Raw genomic sequence first — 22,781 nt, 5'->3', positions numbered from 1 at the left:
TGGAATGCGTTCCTACTGTAGGAGTGAGCCTGCTCGCGATGGCGCCAGATCAGACACCCTGATTCTGGATCAGCGCAACCCATCCCGAAACTGCCCCGGCGTCATCCCCGTCCAGCGCTTGAACGCGCGGCTGAAGCTGCTGGTATCGGCGAACCCGAGCAAATAACTCACCTCACTCAACGAACACTGCGGATCGCGCAGGTGCAGCAGCGCCAGGTTCTCGCGGCTCTCGTTGAGCAGTGTGTCGAAGCGACAACCCTCATCCGCCAGATGCCGTTGCAAGCTGCGCAAACTCAAATGCAACGCTTGAGCAATTCGCTCAGCGCTCGGCTCACCTTCCGGCAATTGTTCTTCGATGGCATCGCGCACCTTGCGCTCCCATGTCAGCGGCTGGAGCTGAGCCATCGTGCGTTTGAGCACCGCTTCATTGTGTTCGGCAAGTTCCGGGTTGGCGTCGTCGAGGTGGCTGTCGAAGTCGACGAGGGCGAACTCCAGACGATCCTCGGCACAACCAAAATGCACCGGGGCGCGGAAGACTTTGTGCCATTGGTGCGCGTCGGTTGGTTCCGGACGGCGCAGGTAAACGGCGAGTGGCGCGTAGTCGCGGCCGAGGCGATTGCGGCAGGTGCGCACGTAGATCGCGGTGAACGCGTCGATGGCTTCGAAGGCTGGCGCCGGATTGCCTGACGGAATTTTCAGACGGAATTGATAGCGGTCGTCGCTGCGGCTCAGTTCCAGTTCCAGCGCATCGCTGACCACCGGGTGATAGCGCACGATGCGTTCAAACACTTCACGCAAACTGCCGCTGGCGACCAGCGCATAACCGAGCGCATGGAACGTGGTCGGGCTGACGAACCGCGACACGCGCAAACCAATCGCCGGGTCGCCGCTGACCTGCACGGCGATTTCCCAGAGGCGCGTGGTGCCGGACAGTGGATAGCGCGCGTTGGGGTCGTCCATCAAATTCGGATCGAGCCCGGCCTGTTGGCACAGGGCAATGCTGTCCAGCCCCAGCGCATCAAGTTGTTTGCGCAAGGCACGGGTCCAACTGGCGAGGGAGGTCGGTTCCTTCATGCTGATTGGCGCTTCCGGTCAACAGGTTGGCGTTCTCGGCTACCGCAATTGAAGCACTGGCGAGGCACGATGCGAACATCATAAACCCGAGGATGGAAGCATGGACGGTACTTCTGCAAGTCCCCAGCGACACAATGCGGCCCAGCGATCAGCACATATTCGCGAAGTGGTGCTGGCCAAAGGCGTCGAATTGCGCGAGCGCTACCCGATTCTCAAGCATCAGGATGCGCTTGGGGCGGGGATTCTGGCCTTTGCCCTGATCGGGATGATCGGCTCGGCGACGCTGTACATCACCGGCCATATGGCGTGGTGGGCATGCCTGTTGCTCAATGCTTTTTTTGCTTCGCTGACCCATGAGCTGGAGCACGACCTGATCCACAGCATGTATTTCCGCAAGCAGCGCGTGCCGCACAATTTGATGATGGGCCTGGTGTGGCTGGCGCGGCCGAGCACGATCAACCCGTGGATTCGTCGGCATCTGCACCTCAATCACCACAAGGTCTCCGGCACTGAAACTGACATGGAGGAGCGCGCGATCACCAACGGCGAGCCGTGGGGTTTTGCGCGTTTGCTGATGGTCGGCGACAACGTGATGTCGGCGTTTATCCGCATGCTGCGAGCCAAGACCTGGGCGCACAAGTTCAGCATCATCAAGCGCACGTTGAAGGTCTACGCGCCGCTGGCGCTGGTGCATTGGGGGGCGTGGTATGTGTTTCTCGGTTTTCATGCGGCCAATGGCATTGCGTATCTGCTGGGTGCGCCGATTGAATGGTCAGCGACGACGTTGTCGGTGATGCAGGTGATCGATATCGCCGCCGTGGTGATCATCGGCCCGAATGTTTTGCGTACGTTTTGCCTGCACTTCATCAGCTCGAACATGCATTACTACGGCGATGTTGAACTGGGTAACGTGCTGCAGCAGTGTCAGGTGCTCAACCCTTGGTGGCTGTGGCCGTTGCAGGCGTTCTGCTTCAACTTTGGCAGCAGTCACGGGATTCATCATTTTGTGGTGAAGGAACCGTTTTATATCCGCCAGATGACCGTGCCGGTGGCGCATAAGGTGATGCGTGAGATGGGGGTGAGGTTTAATGATTTCGGGACGTTTGGGCGGGCGAACCGGTTTGTTCGCAAAGATGCGGTTGCGCAGGAAGAGGTGCGTATCGCTCAGGCATAACGGTTGACTGCAAAGGCCTCTTCGCGAGCAGGCTCGCTCCCACATTTGGAATACGGTTCCCTGTGGGAGCGAGCCTGCTCGCGAATGCGGTATTTCAGGCAGCATCAATCCGGCTGAAACGGCGACTCGCTGAGAATCACCCCGGTCTCCTCGACATACTGCTGCCAATGCCCGATCAACGCGCTGAGCTTCACCGGCTGACTCAACGCCAGATCATGAATCTCCCCCGGATCGCTGCTCAAATCATAAAGCTGCCAGGTCGCCGGCCCCACTGGCCCGGGGATCCACACCGCTTTCCACGATCCCTGCCGAATCGCCCTTCGCCCAAATAATTCCCAACCCGTCACCGTGTGCTCGTCGTGCACCTGCGCGGTCTCGCCCGACAAGAATCCCAGCCACGATTTGCCACGCAATGGCGCCACCGGTTTACCGTGCCACAGCTTGCCCGGATGACGCACGCCGGCCAGATCGAGAATCGTCGGCGTGATGTCCATCACCGTGCCGAAGCCATGGCTGATCTGTCCTTTGATCGCCAGCTGCGGATAGTGCAGCAGCGCCGGCACGCGAATCCCGCCTTCGGTGGTAAACGCTTTGAACAGCCGTGACGGCGCGGTCGCCACCTGCGCCCAGTTCGGCCCGTACCAGACGTAAGAGTTGGCCCGACCAATGTTGTCGAGGCTGTTGTCGTAGTGCTGGCTGAGATACGTCACCAGTTCCGGGCCGAATTTCGGGAACGCTTCGAGCAGTGCGCCTCCGGCACCGTTGTCGGACATGAACAGGATGAACGTGTTGTCGAGTTGCCCCTGCTGGCGCAGGTAATCGACGACCCGGCCAATGTTCCAGTCCATGCGCTCGACCATCGCCGCGTAGACCTCCATCGCCCGCGCGGAAATCTGCTTTTGCTCGTCGCTTAACACGTCCCACTGTTTGGTCAACTGAATCAGTGGATGCGGCTCGACGTCTGGCTCAATCAGGCCGAGGGCTTTGAGTTTTTCCAGCCTTTCAACGCGCAACACTTCCGGGCCGGCGTCATAGCGGCCACGGTATTTCTCGACGATGTCAGCGGGCGCCTGCAACGGCCAGTGCGGTGCGGAGAATGGCAGGTAAGCGAAGAACGGCCGAGTTTGATCACGCTCCTTGAGGTATTGCAGCAACTTGTCGCCGAAGGCATCGGAGGAATAGAAATCCTTCGGCAATTCGTCGAGAAACTGGTCATCTTCGATGTACAGCGCCGGGGTCGATTTCAGCAGGCCCGGCGTTTGCTCATCGTAGGTCGGCTCGAAACCATAGTGGTTGGCCGCGCCCGGTAGTAGCGAAAACGAGCGCTCGAAACCGCGCGCATGCGGCGCCAGTTCAGCTTTCAAACCGAGGTGCCATTTGCCGCTCATCAACGTTTGATAACCGGCCTCGCGCAGCAACTCGGGCAGCGCGACGACGCGGTCGTTGAGGTAACCCTCGTAACCCGGTTTGCCGATCAGATCCGGGGTCAGCGTTTCGGCCATGGTGCCGATGCCGGCGATGTGGTGGTCGGTGCCGGTGAGCAGCATCGAACGGGTCGGCGAGCAGGTCGGTGCGGTATGAAAATCGGTCAGGCGCAGGCCATTGTTGGCCAGGGCATCAAGGTGCGGCGTGGCGATTTCGCCGCCGAACGCACCGATGTCGGAGAAGCCGAGATCGTCGGCCAGAATCACCAAAAAGTTGGGACGTTGCGGCATTGCGAAACTCCTGTTCAGCAGGCAATGAACGTCAGCGGCAGATCGCGGATCTGCACCGGCACGCTCGGTTGGTAATGGTCATCACTGGTCAGTTCGTGCAGCAGTTCTTCACGCAACTGATGGAAGTCGAAACTGCTGCGCTGGCGCGGATGGGGCAGGGCGATGTCGACCACTTGCTTGATCCGCCCCGGACGCGGCTCCATCACCACCACGCGGTCGGCGAGGAAGATCGCTTCTTCGACGTCGTGGGTGACGAGGATGGTGGTGATTTTCGCGCGGTTGCGGATCGCCAACAGCTCGTCCTGCATCTGCTGGCGGGTCAGCGCGTCGAGGGCGCCGAAGGGCTCGTCGAGCAGCAGAATTCGTGGGCTCGCTACGAGGCCACGAGCAATCGCCACGCGCTGCGCCATGCCGCCGGAGAGTTGGTGCGGATAGGCGCGGGTGAAGTCGCGCAGGCCGACCAGATCGATGAAATCGTCGATGCGTTTTTGCTTTTGCGCAGCGCTCAACGGCTCGTTGACCAGGCCGAGGCCGATGTTGTCGGCGACGGTCAGCCACGGGAATAACCGGTGTTCCTGGAAGACAATGCCGCGCTCGCCGCCGATGCCGCTGACGGCTTTGCCATCGACGGTGATCTGCCCGCGAAATTGCGTATCAAGACCCACCAACAAACGCAGCAAGGTGGATTTGCCGCAGCCGCTGGAACCGACGATGGCGACGAATTCGCCCTCGGCGATGTCCAGGTTGAATTCGCGAATCGCCTCCAGTTCGAAACCGTCGACGTCGAAGGATTTGCCTACGTGGGTGAAGCTGACAATGGGTGCGTTCATGCGTGTCTCCAGCGGGTCGCGCGAATTTCCAGGCGTTGGCCAATAAGGTTGAGCAGGGCGCCGGTGAGGCCGACGAAGAGCATGCACGCCATGATCAGATCCATGCGCAGCAGTTGTTGCGCGCCGATCATCTGGCTGCCGATGCCGCCGTTGGACGGCATGAAATATTCGGCGCCGATGGTGCCGAGCCAGGCGTAGATCAGGCTCAGGCGCAGACCGGCGAAAATTCCCGGCGCGGCACCGGGGAGCACCAGTCGACGCAGGCGCTGACCAAGGCTCAGGCGCAGCACTTGTGCGGCTTCGTTGAGTTGCGGCGAAAGGTTGGCGACGCTGCGTTGCGTGGCGATAAACAGCGGAAAGAATGCGGCGAGGGCGACGAACACCCATTTCGCCAGTTCACCCAAACCGAACCACGCGGTGAGCAGCGGCACCCAGGCGAAAATCGCGATCTGGCGCAGCGCGGCGAGTGTCGGGCCGAGCACACGTTCGCTGGTGCGTGACAAGCCCAGCAGCAAGCCGAGGGCCAAACCGAGTCCGCCGCCCAGCAACAAACCGCCGAGGGTGCGACCCAGGCTCAGGGCCATGCCGTTGATCAACGTGCCATCGAGCAGACCGTCCCACGCCGTAATCAGCACGGCCAGCGGGCTCACCAGAATATTCGGATCGACCCACTGTTGATCGTTCGCCAGTTGCCAAAGCGCGAGCAAGCCCAGCGGCAGCAGCCACGGTTGCAAACGCTGCCAGCCTTCATAGCGCGGGCCGCGACGAATTTCCGCAGTGGCCGGGTGCGGCCAGTGCACCAGTTTTTTATCCAGCAGACCGATGCCGCGATCCATCGCCACGCCGATCAAACCGATCACCACGATGCACACGAAAACGATGTCGAGCATAAACAGCTGGCGCGCCCAGACCATGAGGTAACCGATGCCTTCGCTGGAGGCGAGCAACTCGACTGCGAGCAACGATGTCCAGCCAGCGGCCAGCGCCAAACGCACACCGGCCATGAACGCGGGCAGGGCGGCGGGCAGCACCAATCGCCGGATCAGCAGGCGCGGTGGCAATCGCAACACGGCAGCGGCTTCGCGCAGTTTCGGCTGAGCGTCACGCACGCCGACCAGCGTGTGCAAGGTCACCGGGACGACGATAGCTTTGATCAGCACCACCAGTTTCAACACTTCGCCGATGCCGAAAAACACCATGAACAGCGGAATCCACGCCAGCGTCGGCACCTGCGCCAGACCGGCGAACGTCGGGAAAATCAGACGCTCCAGACGGCGGCTGAAACCCAGCGCGGCACCCAGCACTGCACCGGCGGAAATCCCTGCAAGCAATCCCCAGAACAGCCGTTGCAGGCTGATCCACAAATGGCTCCACAGCTCACCCTGCGACAGCTCGACGGCGCTGTTCCACACCAACGATGGCGCCGGCAGGATCTGCTCGCTCATCCATTGATTGCGCGCGGCCAGCCACCATAGAGCGAACAGACTGATGGGCAGCAGCCATGGCAACAGGCGTTGGTTGATGCTGGGCCAGGAGCGTCGGCTTTTCAGCGGTGGCGCTGGCAGCGGCAAACTGAGCAGAGATTGACGGGCCATGGGTGACCTCCGTTGTCGGGTTGCATGGCAAACCACCGCTCTTGTAGGAGCAGAGCTTGCTCGCGAAGGCGTTAAATCAGTCGACTGTTGCGTTGACTGACACGGCCCCTTCGCGAGCAAGCTCTGCTCCTACAAGTTGCGTGGCGCATGCAAAAATGATCTAACAATATTCAAATCAATACTATTTGGAGATAAGCCAGACCATTTAAGGCTTCCAGCCCACACGCATCCAATGCATTCGAAGAATATTTTCGATGCTGTTAATGCATACGCCGCTGCAAGCCCCGGCGTTGTTCGCTTAGCGTTAAAAGCTATAAAAATGTGCTTTTATAGTATTTAAGCGTAGGTGCTGCTTCGGCCTACTTTCGGCTCCTTAACGCCTGTATTGATCAAGGAGCCGCACCCATGAACCTTCCTTTCAAACGTGTCATCAGTCTGTTTGCCGCCCCGGCGCTGGCGGGTTTTCTCACGCTGACGGCGCAGGCCGATGAGCTGAAGGAAATCCGCATCGCCGTGCCCGACCTGAGCGCCGGCACTCAACACAGCGGCGGCGGTGTGGTCGACGTGCTGCGTGATCAGCAGATCTTCGAAAAGGCGTTCGCCGATCAGGGCATCAAGATTCAGTGGAATTTCTTCAAGGGTGCGGGGCCAGTGATCAATGAGGCGTTTGCCAACGGTCAGGTTGATCTGGCGTATCTCGGGGATCTGGCGGCGATCATTGGCAAGTCCAACGGCCTCGATACGCGGCTGCTAAATGCCGGTGCACGTGGGGTGAAGCAGTATCTCGGCGTGGTGCCGGGTTCCGGGATCAAGACCTTGCAGGATCTGAAGGGTAAGCGTGTGGCGATCTTCAAGGGCACCGCGACGCAGTTGTCGTTTGACGCGGCGCTGGCCAGTCAGGGCTTGAGCGAGAAGGATCTGAAGGTCATTAACCTCGACTTCACCGGCGCGACCGCCGCACTGGCGGCGAAGCAAATTGATGCGTCGTGGGGCAGTTCCGGGTTGGCGGCATTGCAAATCAAGGGCTTGGCCGAGTTGCCGTTGAACACCAAGGATTTGGGCGGGGCCGGCAGTGTGCAGTCGGTGTTGGTGGGCAGCGGCAAGTTTGTTGATGGGCATCCGGAGGCGGTGGCGAAGTTGTTAAAGGCGCAGCAGCAGGCCGTGGAATGGCTGACGCAGGACAGCAACAAGGATGCGTACGTGCAGTTGGTGTCAGGACTGGCGAGTTATCCGCCGGTGATCCTCACTGAAGATTTGAAAGATCAGAAACTGAGCGAAGTATTCCCGTCGACGCTGGATCCGGCGTTCCTGGCTAGCTTGCAGGACAAGGTCGATCTGGCAGCGCAGCAGAGACTGATTCGCAAGCCGTTCAAGGTCAATGAATGGGTGGCGCCGGAGTTGGCAGCGGCCAAGCTCTAAAAGCAAAAGATCGCAGCCTGCGGCAGCTCCTACAGGGGTACCGATCGTTCCCACGCTCTGCGTGGGAATGCATCAATGGACGCTCTGCGTCCGCTTTGGGACGCGGAGCGTCCCGGGCTACATTCCCACGCAGAGCGTGGGAACGATCCTCTTTAAACAGCGACGCGATGTTCCTCTCGATCCACCGCCACCAGCGTCTCAATCATCGCCCGCGCCGCCGGTGACAGCCGAAACCCGGTACGGCTGACGATCCCGCAACGCGCATTCATGCTCTCCAGGTTCTGCGGCAAATTACGCCAGTGCAGCAGCACCAGCGAACCCTTGGCAATGTCCTCGACAAACGCCTCTTCCGTACCGACGCCAATCGCATTCGATTGCAGCACCACTTTCACCAGCGCCGGAAAATGCTCGGTCTCGATGGTCGGCGAAAAATCGATCCTGCCGCTGAGATTCGCCAGCAATTTACGAATGCCCGGCGGGATCCGCGTGGTCGCCAGCGGGTAGTCGAACATGTCGTTGGTCGACAGGCTTTCCTTGGCCAATAGCGGATGTCCCGGACGGCAAAAAAACACTCCGCGCTTGGGCGTCAGTGCTTGCGTCTGAAAGTTCGGATCCGCCTCGAAATGACGAATGTCGGCGATGAAGAATTCGATCTCTTCACGGCTCAGCGCGCGGCTGAGTTTTTCCCAGTTATCCACCTGAAAACAGGTGCGCACTTTCGGGTGCGCATTGATGAATTGCGCCACTGCATCCGGCACCAGTTTCACCGCCGGCGCCGGGCCGCAACCGAAGTGCACTTCGCCGGCATCAAGCTTGGTCATCTGCGTCACTTCCGCGCTGAGCATCGCCGCGCCTTGTACCAGGCTCAGGGCGTGTTGCAGCACCACTTGGCCTTCGGGGGTGGGGCGTAAATCCTTGTTGCCGCGATCCACCAGCACGCAGCCGAATTCTTGCTCCAGCCCTTGAATGCTGCGGCTGAACGCCGGTTGAGTGATGCCCATCGCGTCCGCCGCACGGACAAAACTGCGGTGTTCGTTGAGGGCGATGAAGTAGCGCAACTGGCGAAGATCCATATGCTTTTCCGGCATCCTAAAAATAGCTCGAAGGCATTTGCGACGAGGGTTGCTAGAGGTTTTAAATGCAAGCTCTTATTCCGTCAACGAAGCATGTGAATATCTATTAGATGTAAATGGAATATAGATAGAGCAATGTTTCGCTGCCACCCAACCGTAAGCAGTCGATGAGGGTCTACCCATGAGCAATGCCGCACTCGCAGTAAAACCCGCTGTCCACGCGCTGGAAATTCACCCGGTGGCCGGTCGTATCGGCGCCGAGATTCGTGGCGTGCACTTGTCCGGTGAACTGGACGCCGCCACCGTCGAAGCCATTCAACAGGCACTGGTTCAGTACAAAGTCGTGTTCTTCCGCGAACAGACTCAGCTCGACGATCAGCGTCAGGAAGCCTTTGCTCATTTGCTCGGCGAACCAGTGGCGCATCCGACCGTGCCGTCCCGTGAAGGCACGCGTTATCTGCTCGAACTGGACGGCGCTGAAGGTCAGCGCGCCAACTCCTGGCACACCGACGTGACCTTCGTCGACGCCTATCCGAAAGCCTCGATCCTGCGCTCAGTGGTGGCCCCGGCATTCGGTGGCGACACCCTGTGGGCCAACACCGCGACGGCGTACAACGGCCTTCCGACCGAACTGCGTGAACTGGCCGATAAACTGGTCGCCGTGCACAGCAACGAGTACGACTACGCCAGTGCGAAACCGGACGTGTCGGCAGAGAAGCTGGAGCGCTATCGCAAGGTTTTCACATCGACTGTTTACGAGACTGAGCACCCGGTGGTGCGCGTGCACCCGATCAGCGGCGAGAAGAGCTTGTTGTTGGGGCATTTCGTTAAACGCATCAAAGGCTACTCGCAGGCTGATTCGGCGCATTTGTTTGGGCTTTTGCAGAGCCATGTGATCCGTCAGGAAAACACAGTGCGCTGGCGCTGGAAGGCGGGTGATGTGGCGATCTGGGATAACCGTTCGACGCAGCATTATGCGATTGATGATTACGGGACTCAGGATCGGGTGGTGCGTCGGGTGACGTTGAAGGGTGAGGTGCCGGTGGGGGCGAACGGGCAGCGTAGCCAGACTATCAAAGGCGCGGACATCGTCGGCGTCTGATCGAGCTCGATACCTGTAGGAGCTGTCGAGTGAAACGAGGCTGCGATCTTTTGATTTGAAGATCAGGATCAAAAGATCGCAGCGTGCCGTAGCTCCTACCGGAATCACCAAACCCCGATCTGAACGACTTTCTCGGATTCCGGCTCACCGTAGCGAAACCGCTGGCCACGCCCATCAATCTCCTGATGGCTAATCGTCGTGCGCCGCTTCAACCCCCGCACCCACTCAAACAGATACCCCGCATGCTCCTCGCGCACCGCCGCGAATTCCGGATCGTCGCCCAAATCACGCAGCTCCTGCGGATCATTCAGCAAATCAAACAACTGCGGCCGAAAGCCGTCGTACGCCAGGTATTTCCAGCGTTCGCTGCGCACCATGGTCATGCGGCAACGATCGATCGGCTGGCCCAGACGCTCACGTGCCGGCGCCTGAAACGCGTAGTCGTATTCGCTGATCGCATAGCGGCGCCAGTCCGGATTCTCTCCGTGCAGAAGCGGGATCAACGAACGACCCTCAAGTCGATGCTCCGCCGCCGGCAATCCCAGCGCTTGAAGAAACGTCGGCAACGCATCAATGGTTTCCGCCAACCGATCATCCACCGTGCCGCGCGTGACATCCGCCGCCGCCCGAGGGTCGCGCACGATCAATGGCACGCCCACCGCTTGCTCCAGCAAAAACTCCTTCTCGCCAAGCCAGTGATCGCCCAGAAAGTCGCCGTGATCGCTGGTGAACACGATCAACGTGTCATCCCAACGGCCATTGCTCTGCAGAAAATCGAACAGACGCCCGAGTTGATCATCGACTTGCTTGACCAGGCCCATGTACGTGGGGATTACAGTCAATCGTACTGAATCGCGGGAGAAGTTGAGGCTTTCCTCATGCTGGCGAAAGGCAGTGTATACGGGGTGTTTGCTGGCTTCGGAGGGCGTCGCGCGGATCGGTTCGAGAATCGATTTCGTACTGTACAAGGCGTGGTACGGTGCTGGTACGATATATGGCCAGTGCGGTTTGATATAGGAAAGGTGTAAACACCACGATTTCTCGCCTTGCTCGGTGATGAAGTCGATGGCTCGATTTGTAGTGTAGACAGTCTCTGAGTGTTGCTCGGGAATTCGTGCTGGCAATTTCGAATGACGCATTTGCCAGCCGCTGAGGATTTCGCCGTTGTCGCCTTCGGCGGCGTTGGCCCAGTCGTGCCAGGGATTTTTGCCGTCGAAGCCCTGTTCACGCAGGTAATGGGTGTAGGGCGCGGATTCGCGTTTGTCATCGAACAGCGGATCGTCGGGATAGATGCCGTCGTGGCGCATGTACGGTTCGAAACCGACCTCGTTGAGGATCTCGGCTTGCTCGCTCTCGGGGTTGATCGCGAGACGCTGCAAGGCATCCACGTTCGCCGTTGCGTGAGTCTTGCCAACCAGTGCAGTGCGGATGCCGTGCGGGCGCAGGTAATCGCCGATCGTCAGTTCTTCCAGCGGCAGCGGCACGGCGTTCCAGGCGACTTGATGGCTGCTGACGTAACGCCCGGTGTAGGCCGACATCCGCGACGGGCCGCAGATCGTGCCTTGGGTGTAGGCGCGGCTGAAACGTACGCCGGCGGCGGCCAGGCGATCGATGTTCGGCGTGTGCAAATGTGGGTGGCCGTAGCAGGACAGGTAATCGCGGCGCAGTTGATCGCACATGATGTACAGCACGTTGCGCACGGGGTTTGGCGGGGTGGGCATGGGGTTCACCGGTCAGTGGGACAGGCGAGGGTTTTCGCTTTCGGTGGGGGTGTTCGGCAAGTGCATTTGGGGAATGGGGTTTATGCAGGGAGTGCATCAGAGACTGCACTGGCCCCTTCGCGAGCAGGCTCGCTCCCACAGGTTCGGTGCTGTGCACAAATTCTGCATTCACCACAACCCATAGTGGGAGTGAGCTTGCTCGCGAAGAGGCCCGATCAGACGGCGAGATTCTGCAGCGAACACACCTCCTCATCCACCGCATCAATCACCTTAATCTGCTCAATCATCGCCTCCGCCAACGGCGACAACCGATACCCCGCGCGGCTGACAATCCCATAGCGCGTATACAGCTCCTCCAGATCATCCGCCAAACCCTCAACCCGCAAACACACCAGCTCACCCTTGGCCTGATGCAGGGCGTCCGAATACGCGCCGACAATCCCGATCGCCTCCGAACGCAGCACCACACTGAGCAGACTCGAGCTGTTTTCGCACTCCACATTCGGGGTGAAATCCGGGAGGCCGCTGAGGTCGACAATCACCTTGCGCAGGTTCGGCGGGCGGATGCTCACCGCCAGCGGATAACTCATCAATTGCTCGGCGGTGACTCGATCAAATGCCGCCAACGGATGCCCCGCGCGGCAGCAGAAATGCCATTTACGCGGGCGCAACCGATGCGTCAGATAATCCGGATCCGCCTCGAAATGCCGAGTGTCCGCAACGAAGAATTCAAACTCTTCGCTCAATAAGCGTTTGCTCAAACTCTGCCAATCATCGACCTGAAACTGCACCCGCGCTTTCGGGTAGCGACCGATGAAGCTGCCAATTGCGCGCGGGATCAAACCCGCCGCTGGCGCCGGCCCGCAACCGAAGCGCAATTCCCCTGCCTCCAGCCCATTGAACTGGCTGATCTCGTTGGCCATTTGCTGCGCACCACTGACCAGCCGCCGCGCGTGTTCGAGCAGCACCTGGCCCTGTTTGGTCGGCGGTAATTCCTTGCGCCCGCGATCGACCAACTGGCAGCCGACGCTGTGCTCCAGCGCCTGAATGCTACGGCTGAAAGCCGACTGCGACAGGTTCACCGCCTGCGCGCCGGCGACGAAGCTGCGTTGTTCAGCCAAGGCGATGAAGTGACGAAGTTGTCGCAAGTCGATATGCATTTTTCACATAAAAAATATCCGGGAAATGCATTGGATATGCATTAGGTCGACTCCTTATAAAGGCAATCTCTTATGCAGTAAATATTTGTAAATCCATAAATAAATAACTTAAAAGAATATGCAGCACTGAAGATGTCTGTGTGTTTTTTGACCAGGAGCCGCGCCATGAGTCCGTTGAACCTAGCGTCACCCTTAACACCACGACGGCTCAAACGCCTGCCTCTGGCCTTGTTGCTGGCAGGGAGCGCCAGTTGGACTCACAGCTACGCCGCCGAAACGGAAACCCCTACGCCGGTACCCGCAGGCAAACCGGCGGCCAACAGTTCGCAGCTGGAAACCGTGACCGTGACCACTCGCCGCCGCGAAGAAAGTTCGCAGGATGTACCGACGCCAATGAGCGTGGTCAGCGGCCAGAATCTGGAGACGCAACGGGTTTACCGGATTCAGGATTTGCAGCAACTGGTACCGAGCGTCAACGTCGCCTACATGCATGCGCGGCAGTCCAGCGTGTCGATCCGAGGCCTGGGCAACAACCCGGCGAGCGATGGTCTGGAAGGCAGCGTCGGGCTGTACATCGACAACGTGTATCTGGGTCGTCCGGGCATGGCGGTGTTCGATCTGATGGACATCGAACAGCTCGAAGTTTTGCGTGGGCCGCAGGGCACGCTGTTCGGCAAAAACACCACCGCCGGGGTGATCAACATCAGCACCCGCGCGCCGACCTTCACGCCTGAGCGCAGTATTGAAACCTCGGTCGGCGAAGACGGTTATTTCCAAACCAAAGGCACGATTTCCGGGCCGCTCAACGATGAGCTGGCCGGACGTTTTTCCGCCTATCGCACACGCAGTGACGGCGACATCAAGAACGAATACAACGGCCATGATTTGAACGGCGGCTCGCGCGATGGCTTCCGCGCCCAGTTGCTGTTCAAGCCCAACGAAGACTTCAATCTGCGCTGGATCGGCGACTACAACGAAGAGGATTCCAGCGCCGGTACCCGCGTGCTGTACGACACCGGCCCGACCATCAACGGCGTCAATCTTTACTCGGTGCGGGCAGCGGCGGCCGGGGCAACGTTGGTCAACGGCTCGCACCGCAAGGTCAATCTGGACAGCGATCAACACGTCACCGTGCATCAGGGCGGCACCTCGGTTGAAGCCAATTGGGCACTGCCGAGCGATTTCACCCTGACCTCGATCAGCTCGTATCGCTTCTGGAATTTCACCCCGAAAAATGACGATGGTCTCAACGTCGCGTCGACTTACAACGCTGGTGTTTCGGTAGAAGACAAACAGTACTCACAGGAATTTCGCCTGGCGTCGCCCAAGGGCGAGTTCTTCGATTACGTCGTCGGCGCCTACTACTTCGGCAACGATCTGGACAACAAATCCTTCGCCTATTACGGCCCGCAAGCGGACATCTGGAACGGCACGCCGGCCGGTGCGCTGGCCAACATTGGCAGCGTCGGCAACGGCCATATCAAAACCGACAGTTTTGCGTTGTTTGCCCAAGGCACCTGGCATCTGACCGAGCGCCTGGATTTCACCGCTGGTGTGCGCGGCACTTATGAAGAGAAGAACGCCTGGGTCACTCGCGATGCGCCGGTCGGTGGCGCGGCGGTGACGGGTGCAGCGGCAACGGCGCGGCGCGGTCGTGCCGGCGCCTACGATTCCGGCGATTTGAATCAGTACAGTTCCAGCCCGTCCGGTTTGCTCAACCTCAGCTATCGCATCACCGACGATGTGCTCGGTTACGCGACCGTGTCCCACGGTGAAAAATCCGGTGGCGTTAACCTATCGGTCGGCTCTGCACCCGCCGCCGGCGCCGACTCGTTGTTGATCGGCACCGAACGCGCAAACAACGCCGAACTCGGTTTCAAAAGTACGCTGTGGGATCGTCGTTTGCAGCTCAACGCCAACGTCTTCTGGACGCAGGTCAACGCCTATCAGACCAACGCTTACGACGACGTCAACCGCGTGCAATACCTGACCAACGCCGGCTCCGTGCGCTCGCGCGGCGTCGAGTTTGAAAGCACGGTGATCCCGCTGCGTGGCTTGACCCTTAACTTCAACGGCTCCTTCAACGACGTCAGCTACCTCTCCTACAAAGACGCGCCGTGCCCGCCGGAAATCAGCCAGGCACCGGGTGCCCCAGCCTCTTGCGACCTCAGCGGTCACCAAGTGGTCGGCGCTTCGAAATGGATCGGCAACGCCAACGGCGAATACAAATGGAATCTCGATAACGGCTTCGAACCGTACGTCACCGGCAGCTATGCCTTCCGCTCGAAAGCCGTCGGCACGGTCGAGGATTCCGACTACGGGCAAATCCCGAGTTACGCGGTGGTCAACCTTTCCACCGGCCTGCGCGGCGACTTCAACCAAGGGCAGTGGGACATCTCGCTGTGGCTGAAAAACGCTTTCGACAAAACCTACTACACGACCCTGTGGACGGGCGGCAACGGCGGCTATGAAGGCCTGCTCGGCACACCGCGAACCCTCGGCGTCACCGGTCGCTACGACTTCTGATAAGTCATTCAAGGAGCTGCATCATGTTGCGCATCAAAACGGCTTTTCCGCTGTTGTTGTCCGGCGCGGTGTTTAGCGCTGGCGCCTTCGCCGCGCCGAGCGTTTACCCGACCGGCGTCACCCGTTACGACCCGGACAAAGCGTTCAATCAGTACGTGATTTTCAGCGGCGCCGACAAGCAGACGCACCTGATCGACATGAACGGCAACGAGGTCAAGAACTGGCCGCAGGCAGGTTTCCCTTCCGCGATCATCGACCCGAAACTGGTCGGCGGCGAGCGCGGGCATGTCCTGCTGCAACTCAGTGACAAGGATCCCGGCAAACTCGGTTCAGCCGGCAATGGCCTGGGCAATCAGAGCGTCGGCGAACTGGACTGGAATGGCAAAGTCGTCTGGCAGTGGGGCGACAAGGCGCCCGGTGGCGCGGCGCAGCAGCATCACGATCAACGCCGGTTGAGCAACGGCAACACCGTGGTGCTGGCGAACAAAGTGCACCCGATCAAAGGCTTCAAAGTCCCCGAGGTGATCGACGATGCGATCTATGAAGTCAGCCCCGACGGTGCGGTGAAATGGCAGTGGCTGGCGTCGGAGCATCTCAACGAATTCGGCTTCACCCCAGAGCAATTGAAACTGGTGCGCGGCAGCGAGGATGCGGATTACCTGCACATCAATAACCTCAGCGTAGTCGGGCCGAACAAGTGGTTCGATGCCGGTGACAAGCGTTTCAATCCGGACAATCTGCTGTTCGATTCGCGCAACGCCAACTTCATCGCAATCATCGAAAAAAGCAGCGGCAAAGTGGTCTGGCGTCTGGGGCCGAATCTGCCCTTGGCCAGCCCGAAAACCGCGCGGACGCTGCCACGTCCGGTCGATCAATTTGTCGGTCAGCATGACGCTCACATCATTCCGGCCGGGCTACCGGGCGCGGGCAATGTGCTGGTGTTCGACAACCAGGGTTCGGCGGGTTATCCGAACGTCACCCTCGGGCTGATTTCCGGCTCGCGAGTGCTGGAAATTGATCCGGTAAAAAACGAAATCGTCTGGCAGTACAGCGCCGCCAATTCGAAGCAGCCGGGGTGGGCGTTTTACAGCTCGTTCATTAGCAGTGCGCGGCGTTTGCCCAACGGCAATACGTTGATCGATGAAGGCATGAACGGACGGTTTTTCCAGGTCACGGCCAGCGGCGAAAACGTCTGGGAATACGTCAGCCCGTATCTGGGCAAAGCCCCGGGCAGCGATGCCGTCAGCAACTGGGTGTATCGCGCGTTACCTGTGAGTTACGACTGGGTGCCGCAGGGTACGCCGCGCTCCGAAACCGCTGTGATTGCACCGGTGGTGGGCGTGCAGCAGACCAACGCCAGTCGCTAGTCGAGGCGCGCATCGGGTCTTTGTTGATGCGTTGCGCGAATACTTTCAATGCCTGAAAAGCATGCTGTTTTCACCACATGGCTACAGCCCTTATGGGCCGTGGCTTTGGTGAAAGTGATCAGCTCGTATATTCCATAAAAGCCTATGGATAACGTTAAAGATTACTTTCGGAGATAAGCGTCTAAGCCAATGATTCACCCATCGATCGCGGTGGGGGCTTCAACAAACGGCGAATCGACTGCTTGGTAAAGAGAACGCAAAAAAGACCGCAGGGAGTGAATCAATGGGCAATGTCCAGACCGCCGCCAGCGCAGAGGAATTGCTGTGGCGTCAGACGCCGAGTGGCGAACTGGTCGATCTCGGCCGGCCGCACCGTGTGCCGTTGGGGCAGCAAAGTTTGCAGCGTGCCCCCAAAGGCATCTTGAGTCGGCGCGAGGCAATCCTGCTGGGTGTGTTGGCGCTGTTGGCGCATGGCGCGGTGATCTACTGGATCAACCAGCAGCCGACGCCGACGCTGCCAATCGTGCCGCCGGAAATTCCACCAATGACCATCGAATTTTCGCGCCCGGCTCCGCCAGCGCCACCGGTTGTCGAGCCGCCACCTCCAGCGCCTGTGGTCGAACCACCGCCGCCGGTTGAGGACGAGCTTGCCGTAAAACCACCGCCGCCGAAGCCGATTCCAAAGCCGAAACCGGTGGTTAAACAGCCACCGAAACCGGCGCCGAAAGCCGTCGAGCAACCACCGGCGCCGCCAAAACCGGCCGCCCCGGTCGCTGCGCCAGCGCCACCTGCACCACCGGCTCCGGCTCCGGTAACCCCGGCCTCGGCCAACGCCGCGTACTTGAAAAACCCGGCGCCGGAATACCCGTCGCTGGCTCAGCGTCGCGGTTGGGAGGGCACGGTGTTGCTGCGCGTGCATGTGTTGGCCAGCGGCAAACCGGGTGAGATCCAGATAGCAAAAAGCAGTGGTCGGCAACAGCTCGACGACGCGGCGCTGAACGCCGTGAAACGTTGGAGTTTCGTCCCGGCCAAGCAGGGTGATGTCGCCCAGGACGGCTGGGTCAGCGTGCCCATCGATTTCAAGATTCATTAAACCGAAACCAAATTCGCGCGAAATGTTTACACGAGGGAATACATCATGACGTTACTGGCATCTCCACTGGAATCCATCGAAAGCGCGGTGATCTGGCTGCTGGTGGTTTTTTCCGTCGCCACTTGGGGCCTGGCATTGCTCAAGGCTGTGCAGTTCGGTCGTTTGAAGGCGCAGGATCGCCGTTTCCATAAACGCTTCTGGGCGGCGTCGAGTCTGGATTCCGCTGCTGAATTGAGCGAGACCCAACCCGGTGCTGCAGCGCGAGTAGCGCAGGCTGGTTACGCAGCGATTCAAGTGGGTGAGGCGCCACAGGCCACGGATTTGAGCCAGGCGATCAACCATCAGGATCGACTGGAGCGCGCCTTGCGTCAGCAGATCGTCCGCGAACGCCGTTCGCTGGAAACTGGCTTGGCGGTGGTCGCCAGTATTGGCAGTACGTCGCCGTTCATTGGTTTGTTCGGCACGGTGTGGGGAATCATGGAAGCGTTGAAAGGCATCAGCGCGGCCGGCTCGGCGAGCCTGGAAACAGTCGCCGGCCCGATCGGTGCGGCACTGGTTGCAACCGGCGTGGGTATTGCCGTCGCGGTACCGGCGGTGCTGGTTTACAACTACTTTTTGCGTCGGTTGAAACTGACGGCGGCGGATCTCGATGACTTCGCCCACGACTTCTACAGCCTGGCGCAGAAGAGCTCGTTCCGCGTGTTGATCCACCCCACCGCGCACAAGGTTGCAGCGCAGGGCAACGCGGCAAAAGTGAAGGAGGCGTCCTGATATGGCCTTCTCCACGCAAGACAGTGATGAGGTACTCAGCGAGATCAACGTGACCCCGCTGGTGGACGTAATGCTGGTGCTGCTGGTGGTGTTTATCGTCACCGCGCCGCTGCTGACCAACGCGATACCGATCAACCTGCCGAAGACTGAGGCGGTGGCGCCGGTCGAGCAGAAAGATCCGCTGGTGGTGAGCATTGATGGCGCCGGCAAATTGTTTATCAACAAGGATGAGATTCAGCCGGACTTGCTGGAATTCAACCTCAAGTCGGCCAAGGCCAAGGATCCGGAAGTGCGCGTGCAATTGCAGGCGGATGACGGAGTAAATTACGGCGAAGTGGCGCGAGCGATGGCTTCGATTGAGCGGGCAGGGATTACCAAGTTGTCGGTGATCACGGCGCGGTAACAGGCTTTACGTTTTTCCGGGGCCGTCTCCTTGGCAGGGTGCGGCCCTTTTTTTATTTCTAACTGAGGGAAGAGCCCCTCACCCTAGCCCTCTCCCGGAGGGAGAGGGGACTGATCGAAGTGTTTGGTAGACATACGCCGACGTGGGATATCGAGTCGAACTCAGAATATGAACGGCATGAAGATCGGCTCCCTTTCCCCTCGCCCCCTTGGGGGAGAGGGCTGGGGTGAGGGGGAAAAGATTTCAAGCCATGCACAAATCTCATATTCAATTCAGGTCTTAATAAATAGCTTCTTATTCCTTAACGAATATAAATCCCCTCCCTATACTCCTTCAGGAACAGACACGCAGGAGAGCTCCCCATGCGCAACGAATCAATTCGCTATCTGATTGTGCCGGGCTGGCAAGGATCGCCGGAAGATCATTGGCAAAGCCACTGGCAGAACAGCCTGCCGAACAGCGCGCGGGTCGAGCAGGCCGATTGGCTGACGCCGCGTCGTGAAGATTGGGTCGCTGCGCTGGCCGAGGCAATTGCCGCTGACAGCACGCCCGTCATCCTCATCGCCCACAGCCTCGGCTGCGTCACCGTTGCCCATTGGGCTGCCACTGCGCCCGTGCAATACCTGCGTCAGGTGCGCGGCGCCTTGCTGGTCGCGCCGGCGGATGTCGAACGTCCGGCCTGCGCACCCGCGCTGCGCAATTTCGCACCGATTCCGACGGATCTGCTGCCGTTTCCAAGCCAGGTGGTCAGCTCCGACAACGATGCGGCCGTGAGTGCACCGCGTGCCATGGAACTGGCGCGCAACTGGGGCGCCGAGGCGGGGATTCTCGCCGGTGCCGGGCACATCAACGTCAAGTCCGGGCATCAGCGTTGGGAGCAGGGTTTTGCTTATCTCTATCGCCTGCAAAACCGTATGGAACACCACGCTCGCCGTCGCGCCTGATTTGTTTTTTCTTTGATCGCCCCCGTCTCCCGGCGGTTTTGGGCGGGAGTCTGCCATGAGTTTCGACACTTTCGGTCAGCCGTTGCTGACCTTTCCCGATGCAGAAAAAAGCCCCCTGAGCATCCGCGCCAAAGCGCTGGTGTTCGTCGATCCGCGCTCACGCCAGTTGCGCGAAGAGCTGGAGCAATTGGCCCCGCGCTCGATCTCGGTATTGATCCGTGGCGAGACCGGCACCGGTAAAGAATTGCTCGCCCGCCATATCCATCGCGCCAGTGATCGCAGCGGTTTATTCGTCTCGGTCAATTGCGGCGCGATCAGCCCGACCTACGCCGATGCCGAATTGTTCGGCTATGCCGCCGGCACGTTCAGCGGTTCGGCCAGCAGCCGCGCGGGGTGGTTCGGTTCGGCCAATGGCGGGACGTTGTACCTGGATGAAATCGGCGATCTGCCGCTGCCGATTCAGATCAAATTGCTCGCGGCTCTGGAAAACCACGAGGTCACTCGCGTCGGTGCGCATCAACCGAGTCCGGTGGACGTGCGCCTGGTCGCGGCCACCAGCATCGATCTGGCGCAAGCAGTGGACGCCGGAAAATTCCACGAGCGGCTCTATCACTATCTCAGCGAAGGTCATCTCGAGTTACCGGCGTTGCGCGCGCGGATCGGCGATATCTTGTCGCTGGCCGAGTATTTCCTCGGCATCTATAGCCAGCGCCTCGACCTGCCGGTGCCGCTGATCAGCGAAGCGGCGCAGCACGTGCTCGAACAGCACAGCTGGCCGGGCAACACCCGCGAACTGGAAAACGTCATTCATTTTGCGTTGCTGGTGAGCACTGGTGACGAGATTCTGCCGGAGCATCTGAATCTGCCCGAGGTGTCTGGCCCGCAGCTTCAAATCGAGAAACTGGTGGCGCAGATCAATGTCGGCGGCAGCGTTGCCGAGCGTAAGGCCTTGAAAGATTTATTGATTGGCTTGAGCCAAGGCTTGTAGTCATTTTGTTCTGTATGAACAAAATGGAATATCAACGTGAATAAACGTTATTGTCCGGGAATATAAAATCCCGGTATTGTCCGACCCACGCCAGCGATATCACTTCACTGGCACTCGTATTAGATGCCGTCGTCGATGACGACCGATTTTCGATAAGGACACTGCATGAAAAAGGTTCTGTTGTTTACCGCATTGGCGGCTGCTCTGACGGCTTCCTTGGCCAACGCTGGCGAGAAGCTGGTGGTTGCCGCAACGCCGGTGCCGCACGCTGAAATTCTTGAGCTGATCAAACCGACCCTCGCCAAAGAAGGCGTGGATCTGGAAATCAAAGTCTTCACCGACTACGTTCAGCCGAACGTGCAAGTGGGCGAGAAGCGTCTGGACGCCAACTACTTCCAGACCCTGCCGTACCTGAACAGCTTCAACCAGGGTAAATACAAGGACGACAAATCCAAGTACCTGGTGACTGTGCAAGGCGTGCACGTTGAACCGTTCGGTGGTTACTCGAGCAAGTACAAAACCCTGGCTGAACTGCCAGACGGCGCGACCATTGCTATCCCGAACGAAGGCAGCAACAGCGGCCGCGCGCTGATCCTGCTGCAGAAGGCTGGCCTGATCGAGCTGAAAGACCCGAAAAACGCTCTGGCAACGCCGAAAGACATCGCCAAGAACCCGCACAACTTCAAGTTCAAGGAACTGGAATCGGCCCTGCTGCCACGCGTTCTGAAGGAAGTTGATCTGGACATGATCAACACCAACTACGCGCTGGAAGCCAAGCTGAACCCGCAGAAAGATGCGTTGGTGATTGAGGGCGCTGACTCGCCGTACGTGAACTTCCTGGTGGCCCGTGAGGACAACAAGAACAGCGACGCGATCCAGAAACTGGCCAAAGCCTTGACCAGCCCGGAAGTGAAAGCGTTCATCGAGAAGAAGTACAACGGCGCGGTACTGCCGGCGTTCTGATCTGACGCTTGAGTGAACACCCCCTTCAAGGTGTGAAAACGCCGATGGCCAGTGATGGGCATCGGCGTTTTTGTGTGTGCGATAGAAAAGCCCCTCACCCTAGCCCTCTCCCGGAGGGAGAGGGGACTGATTGGGGGATGCTGTAGAGGTACGCCGACCTGATATGGCTGTACCGAATCCATAATCGACTTGATCTTTCAGGTCGATGTTGGACGAAAGAAACCTCGGTCAGCCCCCTCTCCCTCCGGGAGAGGGCTGTGGTGAGGGGACTGATTGGGGGATGCTGTAGAGGTACGCAGACCTGATATGGCTGTACCGAATCTATAATCGACTCAATCTCTCAGGTCGGCGCATAACGCGAGACACCTCGGTCAGCCCCCTCTCCCTCCGGGAGAGGGCTGTGGTGAGGGGACTGATTGGGGGATGCTGTAGAGGTACGCAGCCCTGATATGGCTGTACCGAATCCATAATCGACTCGATCTCTCAGGTCGGCGCATAACGCGAGACAACTCGGTCAGCCCCCTCGCCCTCCGGGAGAGGGCTGGGGTGAGGGTGCTCTTGATTCTCAGGCCACTTGAGCCTTCAACGCCCGCCTCAACGCCACCAACAATTTCAAAATCTCCTGCGGATCCAGCCGCTGCGGCGCTTTTACGTCCATGTTTTCTTCCTTGTAATTGGTTTCGGCCGGAGGAGTCTGACCAAAAGCTGTGCGTCCTTGGAGGGCCTGAATCAAAAAAAGATCCGTCCTACAGCGCAAGGAAAAATAGCCTTCTTATTCCTTCCCGGCAAACCGACAGGATAGTTTTTTGAGTGATATCAATATGCTTTAACGGTATTTAAATTCTTGTTTTTATACCTATAAA

At 59.3% G+C, this 22,781-nt stretch carries 19 protein-coding genes; 11 read left to right on the top strand and 8 right to left on the bottom strand.

Annotated features, from left to right (window positions below):
- Positions 1 to 69: 69 nt before the first annotated feature.
- A complete protein-coding gene (locus QMX93_RS11735) occupies positions 70 to 1,074 on the bottom strand; it encodes an AraC family transcriptional regulator (protein WP_053116479.1) in 1,005 nt (334 codons plus the stop codon).
- Positions 1,075 to 1,174: 100 nt separating this feature from the next.
- Here QMX93_RS11735 and QMX93_RS11730 point away from each other — a divergent pair, with 100 nt between their 5' ends.
- Positions 1,175 to 2,248 carry a fatty acid desaturase gene (locus tag QMX93_RS11730; RefSeq protein WP_282355922.1) on the top strand — a complete coding sequence of 358 codons (1,074 nt, stop codon included), beginning with the start codon at positions 1,175 to 1,177 and terminating at the stop codon, positions 2,246 to 2,248.
- Positions 2,249 to 2,352: 104 nt separating this feature from the next.
- On the opposite strand, the gene QMX93_RS11725 is transcribed toward QMX93_RS11730, so the two are convergent.
- From QMX93_RS11725 to QMX93_RS11715, 3 genes are read right to left on the bottom strand one after another with little or no spacing between them, the layout of a single operon-like run.
- Positions 2,353 to 3,963, bottom strand: a complete 1,611-nt coding sequence (locus QMX93_RS11725; RefSeq protein WP_282355920.1) for an arylsulfatase — start codon at positions 3,961 to 3,963, stop codon at positions 2,353 to 2,355.
- 14 nt (positions 3,964 to 3,977) lie between these two features.
- Positions 3,978 to 4,793, bottom strand: a complete 816-nt coding sequence (locus QMX93_RS11720) for an ABC transporter ATP-binding protein (RefSeq protein WP_053116482.1) — start codon at positions 4,791 to 4,793, stop codon at positions 3,978 to 3,980.
- A complete protein-coding gene (locus QMX93_RS11715; RefSeq protein ID WP_053116483.1) occupies positions 4,790 to 6,388 on the bottom strand; it encodes an ABC transporter permease subunit in 1,599 nt (532 codons plus the stop codon). The genes QMX93_RS11720 and QMX93_RS11715 overlap by 4 nt, the downstream gene beginning before the upstream one ends.
- 405 nt (positions 6,389 to 6,793) lie before the next feature.
- Here QMX93_RS11715 and QMX93_RS11710 point away from each other — a divergent pair, with 405 nt between their 5' ends.
- Entirely contained in the window at positions 6,794 to 7,807 is a 1,014-nt protein-coding gene (locus QMX93_RS11710; RefSeq protein ID WP_282355913.1) for an ABC transporter substrate-binding protein, read from the top strand.
- A gap of 152 nt (positions 7,808 to 7,959) precedes the next feature.
- Here QMX93_RS11710 and QMX93_RS11705 read toward each other — a convergent pair whose 3' ends face one another.
- The gene (locus QMX93_RS11705; RefSeq protein ID WP_053116485.1) at positions 7,960 to 8,880 is read right to left on the bottom strand and encodes a LysR family transcriptional regulator; all 921 of its coding nucleotides are present in this window, start codon (positions 8,878 to 8,880) and stop codon (positions 7,960 to 7,962) included.
- Positions 8,881 to 9,061: 181 nt separating this feature from the next.
- Here QMX93_RS11705 and QMX93_RS11700 point away from each other — a divergent pair, with 181 nt between their 5' ends.
- A complete protein-coding gene (locus QMX93_RS11700) occupies positions 9,062 to 9,982 on the top strand; it encodes a TauD/TfdA family dioxygenase (RefSeq protein WP_053116486.1) in 921 nt (306 codons plus the stop codon).
- Between the two features lie 104 nt (positions 9,983 to 10,086).
- On the opposite strand, the gene QMX93_RS11695 is transcribed toward QMX93_RS11700, so the two are convergent.
- Positions 10,087 to 11,703, bottom strand: coding sequence for an alkaline phosphatase family protein (locus QMX93_RS11695; RefSeq protein WP_282355907.1), 1,617 nt, complete (start codon positions 11,701 to 11,703; stop codon positions 10,087 to 10,089).
- A gap of 215 nt (positions 11,704 to 11,918) precedes the next feature.
- Positions 11,919 to 12,863, bottom strand: coding sequence for a LysR family transcriptional regulator (locus QMX93_RS11690; protein ID WP_282355905.1), 945 nt, complete (start codon positions 12,861 to 12,863; stop codon positions 11,919 to 11,921).
- 165 nt (positions 12,864 to 13,028) lie between these two features.
- Here QMX93_RS11690 and QMX93_RS11685 point away from each other — a divergent pair, with 165 nt between their 5' ends.
- The 8 genes from QMX93_RS11685 to QMX93_RS11650 all read left to right on the top strand — a co-directional run bounded on the left by QMX93_RS11685 (position 13,029) and on the right by QMX93_RS11650 (position 21,918).
- Positions 13,029 to 15,389 carry a TonB-dependent receptor gene (locus tag QMX93_RS11685; protein ID WP_282355904.1) on the top strand — a complete coding sequence of 787 codons (2,361 nt, stop codon included), beginning with the start codon at positions 13,029 to 13,031 and terminating at the stop codon, positions 15,387 to 15,389.
- Positions 15,390 to 15,412: 23 nt separating this feature from the next.
- A complete protein-coding gene (locus QMX93_RS11680; protein WP_053116490.1) occupies positions 15,413 to 16,756 on the top strand; it encodes an aryl-sulfate sulfotransferase in 1,344 nt (447 codons plus the stop codon).
- Between the two features lie 283 nt (positions 16,757 to 17,039).
- Positions 17,040 to 17,849, top strand: a complete 810-nt coding sequence (locus QMX93_RS11675; RefSeq protein WP_159811974.1) for an energy transducer TonB — start codon at positions 17,040 to 17,042, stop codon at positions 17,847 to 17,849.
- A gap of 45 nt (positions 17,850 to 17,894) precedes the next feature.
- Complete coding sequence (locus tag QMX93_RS11670; RefSeq protein ID WP_053116492.1) at positions 17,895 to 18,620, top strand: MotA/TolQ/ExbB proton channel family protein; 726 nt, start codon at positions 17,895 to 17,897, stop codon at positions 18,618 to 18,620.
- A gap of 1 nt (position 18,621) precedes the next feature.
- Positions 18,622 to 19,023, top strand: a complete 402-nt coding sequence (locus tag QMX93_RS11665) for a biopolymer transporter ExbD (RefSeq protein WP_003220570.1) — start codon at positions 18,622 to 18,624, stop codon at positions 19,021 to 19,023.
- A 362-nt stretch (positions 19,024 to 19,385) separates the two neighbouring features.
- A complete protein-coding gene (locus tag QMX93_RS11660; protein WP_053116493.1) occupies positions 19,386 to 19,967 on the top strand; it encodes an alpha/beta hydrolase in 582 nt (193 codons plus the stop codon).
- A 55-nt stretch (positions 19,968 to 20,022) separates the two neighbouring features.
- Entirely contained in the window at positions 20,023 to 20,955 is a 933-nt protein-coding gene (locus tag QMX93_RS11655) for a sigma 54-interacting transcriptional regulator (RefSeq protein WP_282355896.1), read from the top strand.
- 165 nt (positions 20,956 to 21,120) lie between these two features.
- The gene (locus tag QMX93_RS11650; RefSeq protein ID WP_007918708.1) at positions 21,121 to 21,918 is read left to right on the top strand and encodes a MetQ/NlpA family ABC transporter substrate-binding protein; all 798 of its coding nucleotides are present in this window, start codon (positions 21,121 to 21,123) and stop codon (positions 21,916 to 21,918) included.
- A 565-nt stretch (positions 21,919 to 22,483) separates the two neighbouring features.
- On the opposite strand, the gene QMX93_RS11645 is transcribed toward QMX93_RS11650, so the two are convergent.
- Complete coding sequence (locus QMX93_RS11645; protein WP_156316120.1) at positions 22,484 to 22,651, bottom strand: hypothetical protein; 168 nt, start codon at positions 22,649 to 22,651, stop codon at positions 22,484 to 22,486.
- Positions 22,652 to 22,781 lie beyond the last annotated feature (130 nt).

Source organism: Pseudomonas sp. PS01303, from assembly GCF_029959385.1.
In the GTDB taxonomy this organism is placed as follows: domain Bacteria; phylum Pseudomonadota; class Gammaproteobacteria; order Pseudomonadales; family Pseudomonadaceae; genus Aquipseudomonas; species Aquipseudomonas rustica.
Note: the sequence above shows the minus strand (reverse complement) of the source record. Positions and strands in the feature narration are given on the sequence as shown.

Excerpts from the sequence above, each read along its gene's own strand:
- QMX93_RS11735 (WP_053116479.1), bottom strand. The coding sequence starts at position 1,074 with ATGAAGGAACCGACCTCCCTCGCCAGTTGGACCCGTGCCTTGCGCAAA.
- QMX93_RS11730 (WP_282355922.1), top strand. The coding sequence starts at position 1,175 with ATGGACGGTACTTCTGCAAGTCCCCAGCGACACAATGCGGCCCAGCGA.
- QMX93_RS11725 (WP_282355920.1), bottom strand. The coding sequence starts at position 3,963 with ATGCCGCAACGTCCCAACTTTTTGGTGATTCTGGCCGACGATCTCGGC.
- QMX93_RS11720 (WP_053116482.1), bottom strand. The coding sequence starts at position 4,793 with ATGAACGCACCCATTGTCAGCTTCACCCACGTAGGCAAATCCTTCGAC.
- QMX93_RS11715 (WP_053116483.1), bottom strand. The coding sequence starts at position 6,388 with ATGGCCCGTCAATCTCTGCTCAGTTTGCCGCTGCCAGCGCCACCGCTG.
- QMX93_RS11710 (WP_282355913.1), top strand. The coding sequence starts at position 6,794 with ATGAACCTTCCTTTCAAACGTGTCATCAGTCTGTTTGCCGCCCCGGCG.
- QMX93_RS11705 (WP_053116485.1), bottom strand. The coding sequence starts at position 8,880 with ATGGATCTTCGCCAGTTGCGCTACTTCATCGCCCTCAACGAACACCGC.
- QMX93_RS11700 (WP_053116486.1), top strand. The coding sequence starts at position 9,062 with ATGAGCAATGCCGCACTCGCAGTAAAACCCGCTGTCCACGCGCTGGAA.
- QMX93_RS11695 (WP_282355907.1), bottom strand. The coding sequence starts at position 11,703 with ATGCCCACCCCGCCAAACCCCGTGCGCAACGTGCTGTACATCATGTGC.
- QMX93_RS11690 (WP_282355905.1), bottom strand. The coding sequence starts at position 12,863 with ATGCATATCGACTTGCGACAACTTCGTCACTTCATCGCCTTGGCTGAA.
- QMX93_RS11685 (WP_282355904.1), top strand. The coding sequence starts at position 13,029 with ATGAGTCCGTTGAACCTAGCGTCACCCTTAACACCACGACGGCTCAAA.
- QMX93_RS11680 (WP_053116490.1), top strand. The coding sequence starts at position 15,413 with ATGTTGCGCATCAAAACGGCTTTTCCGCTGTTGTTGTCCGGCGCGGTG.
- QMX93_RS11675 (WP_159811974.1), top strand. The coding sequence starts at position 17,040 with ATGGGCAATGTCCAGACCGCCGCCAGCGCAGAGGAATTGCTGTGGCGT.
- QMX93_RS11670 (WP_053116492.1), top strand. The coding sequence starts at position 17,895 with ATGACGTTACTGGCATCTCCACTGGAATCCATCGAAAGCGCGGTGATC.
- QMX93_RS11665 (WP_003220570.1), top strand. The coding sequence starts at position 18,622 with ATGGCCTTCTCCACGCAAGACAGTGATGAGGTACTCAGCGAGATCAAC.
- QMX93_RS11660 (WP_053116493.1), top strand. The coding sequence starts at position 19,386 with ATGCGCAACGAATCAATTCGCTATCTGATTGTGCCGGGCTGGCAAGGA.
- QMX93_RS11655 (WP_282355896.1), top strand. The coding sequence starts at position 20,023 with ATGAGTTTCGACACTTTCGGTCAGCCGTTGCTGACCTTTCCCGATGCA.
- QMX93_RS11650 (WP_007918708.1), top strand. The coding sequence starts at position 21,121 with ATGAAAAAGGTTCTGTTGTTTACCGCATTGGCGGCTGCTCTGACGGCT.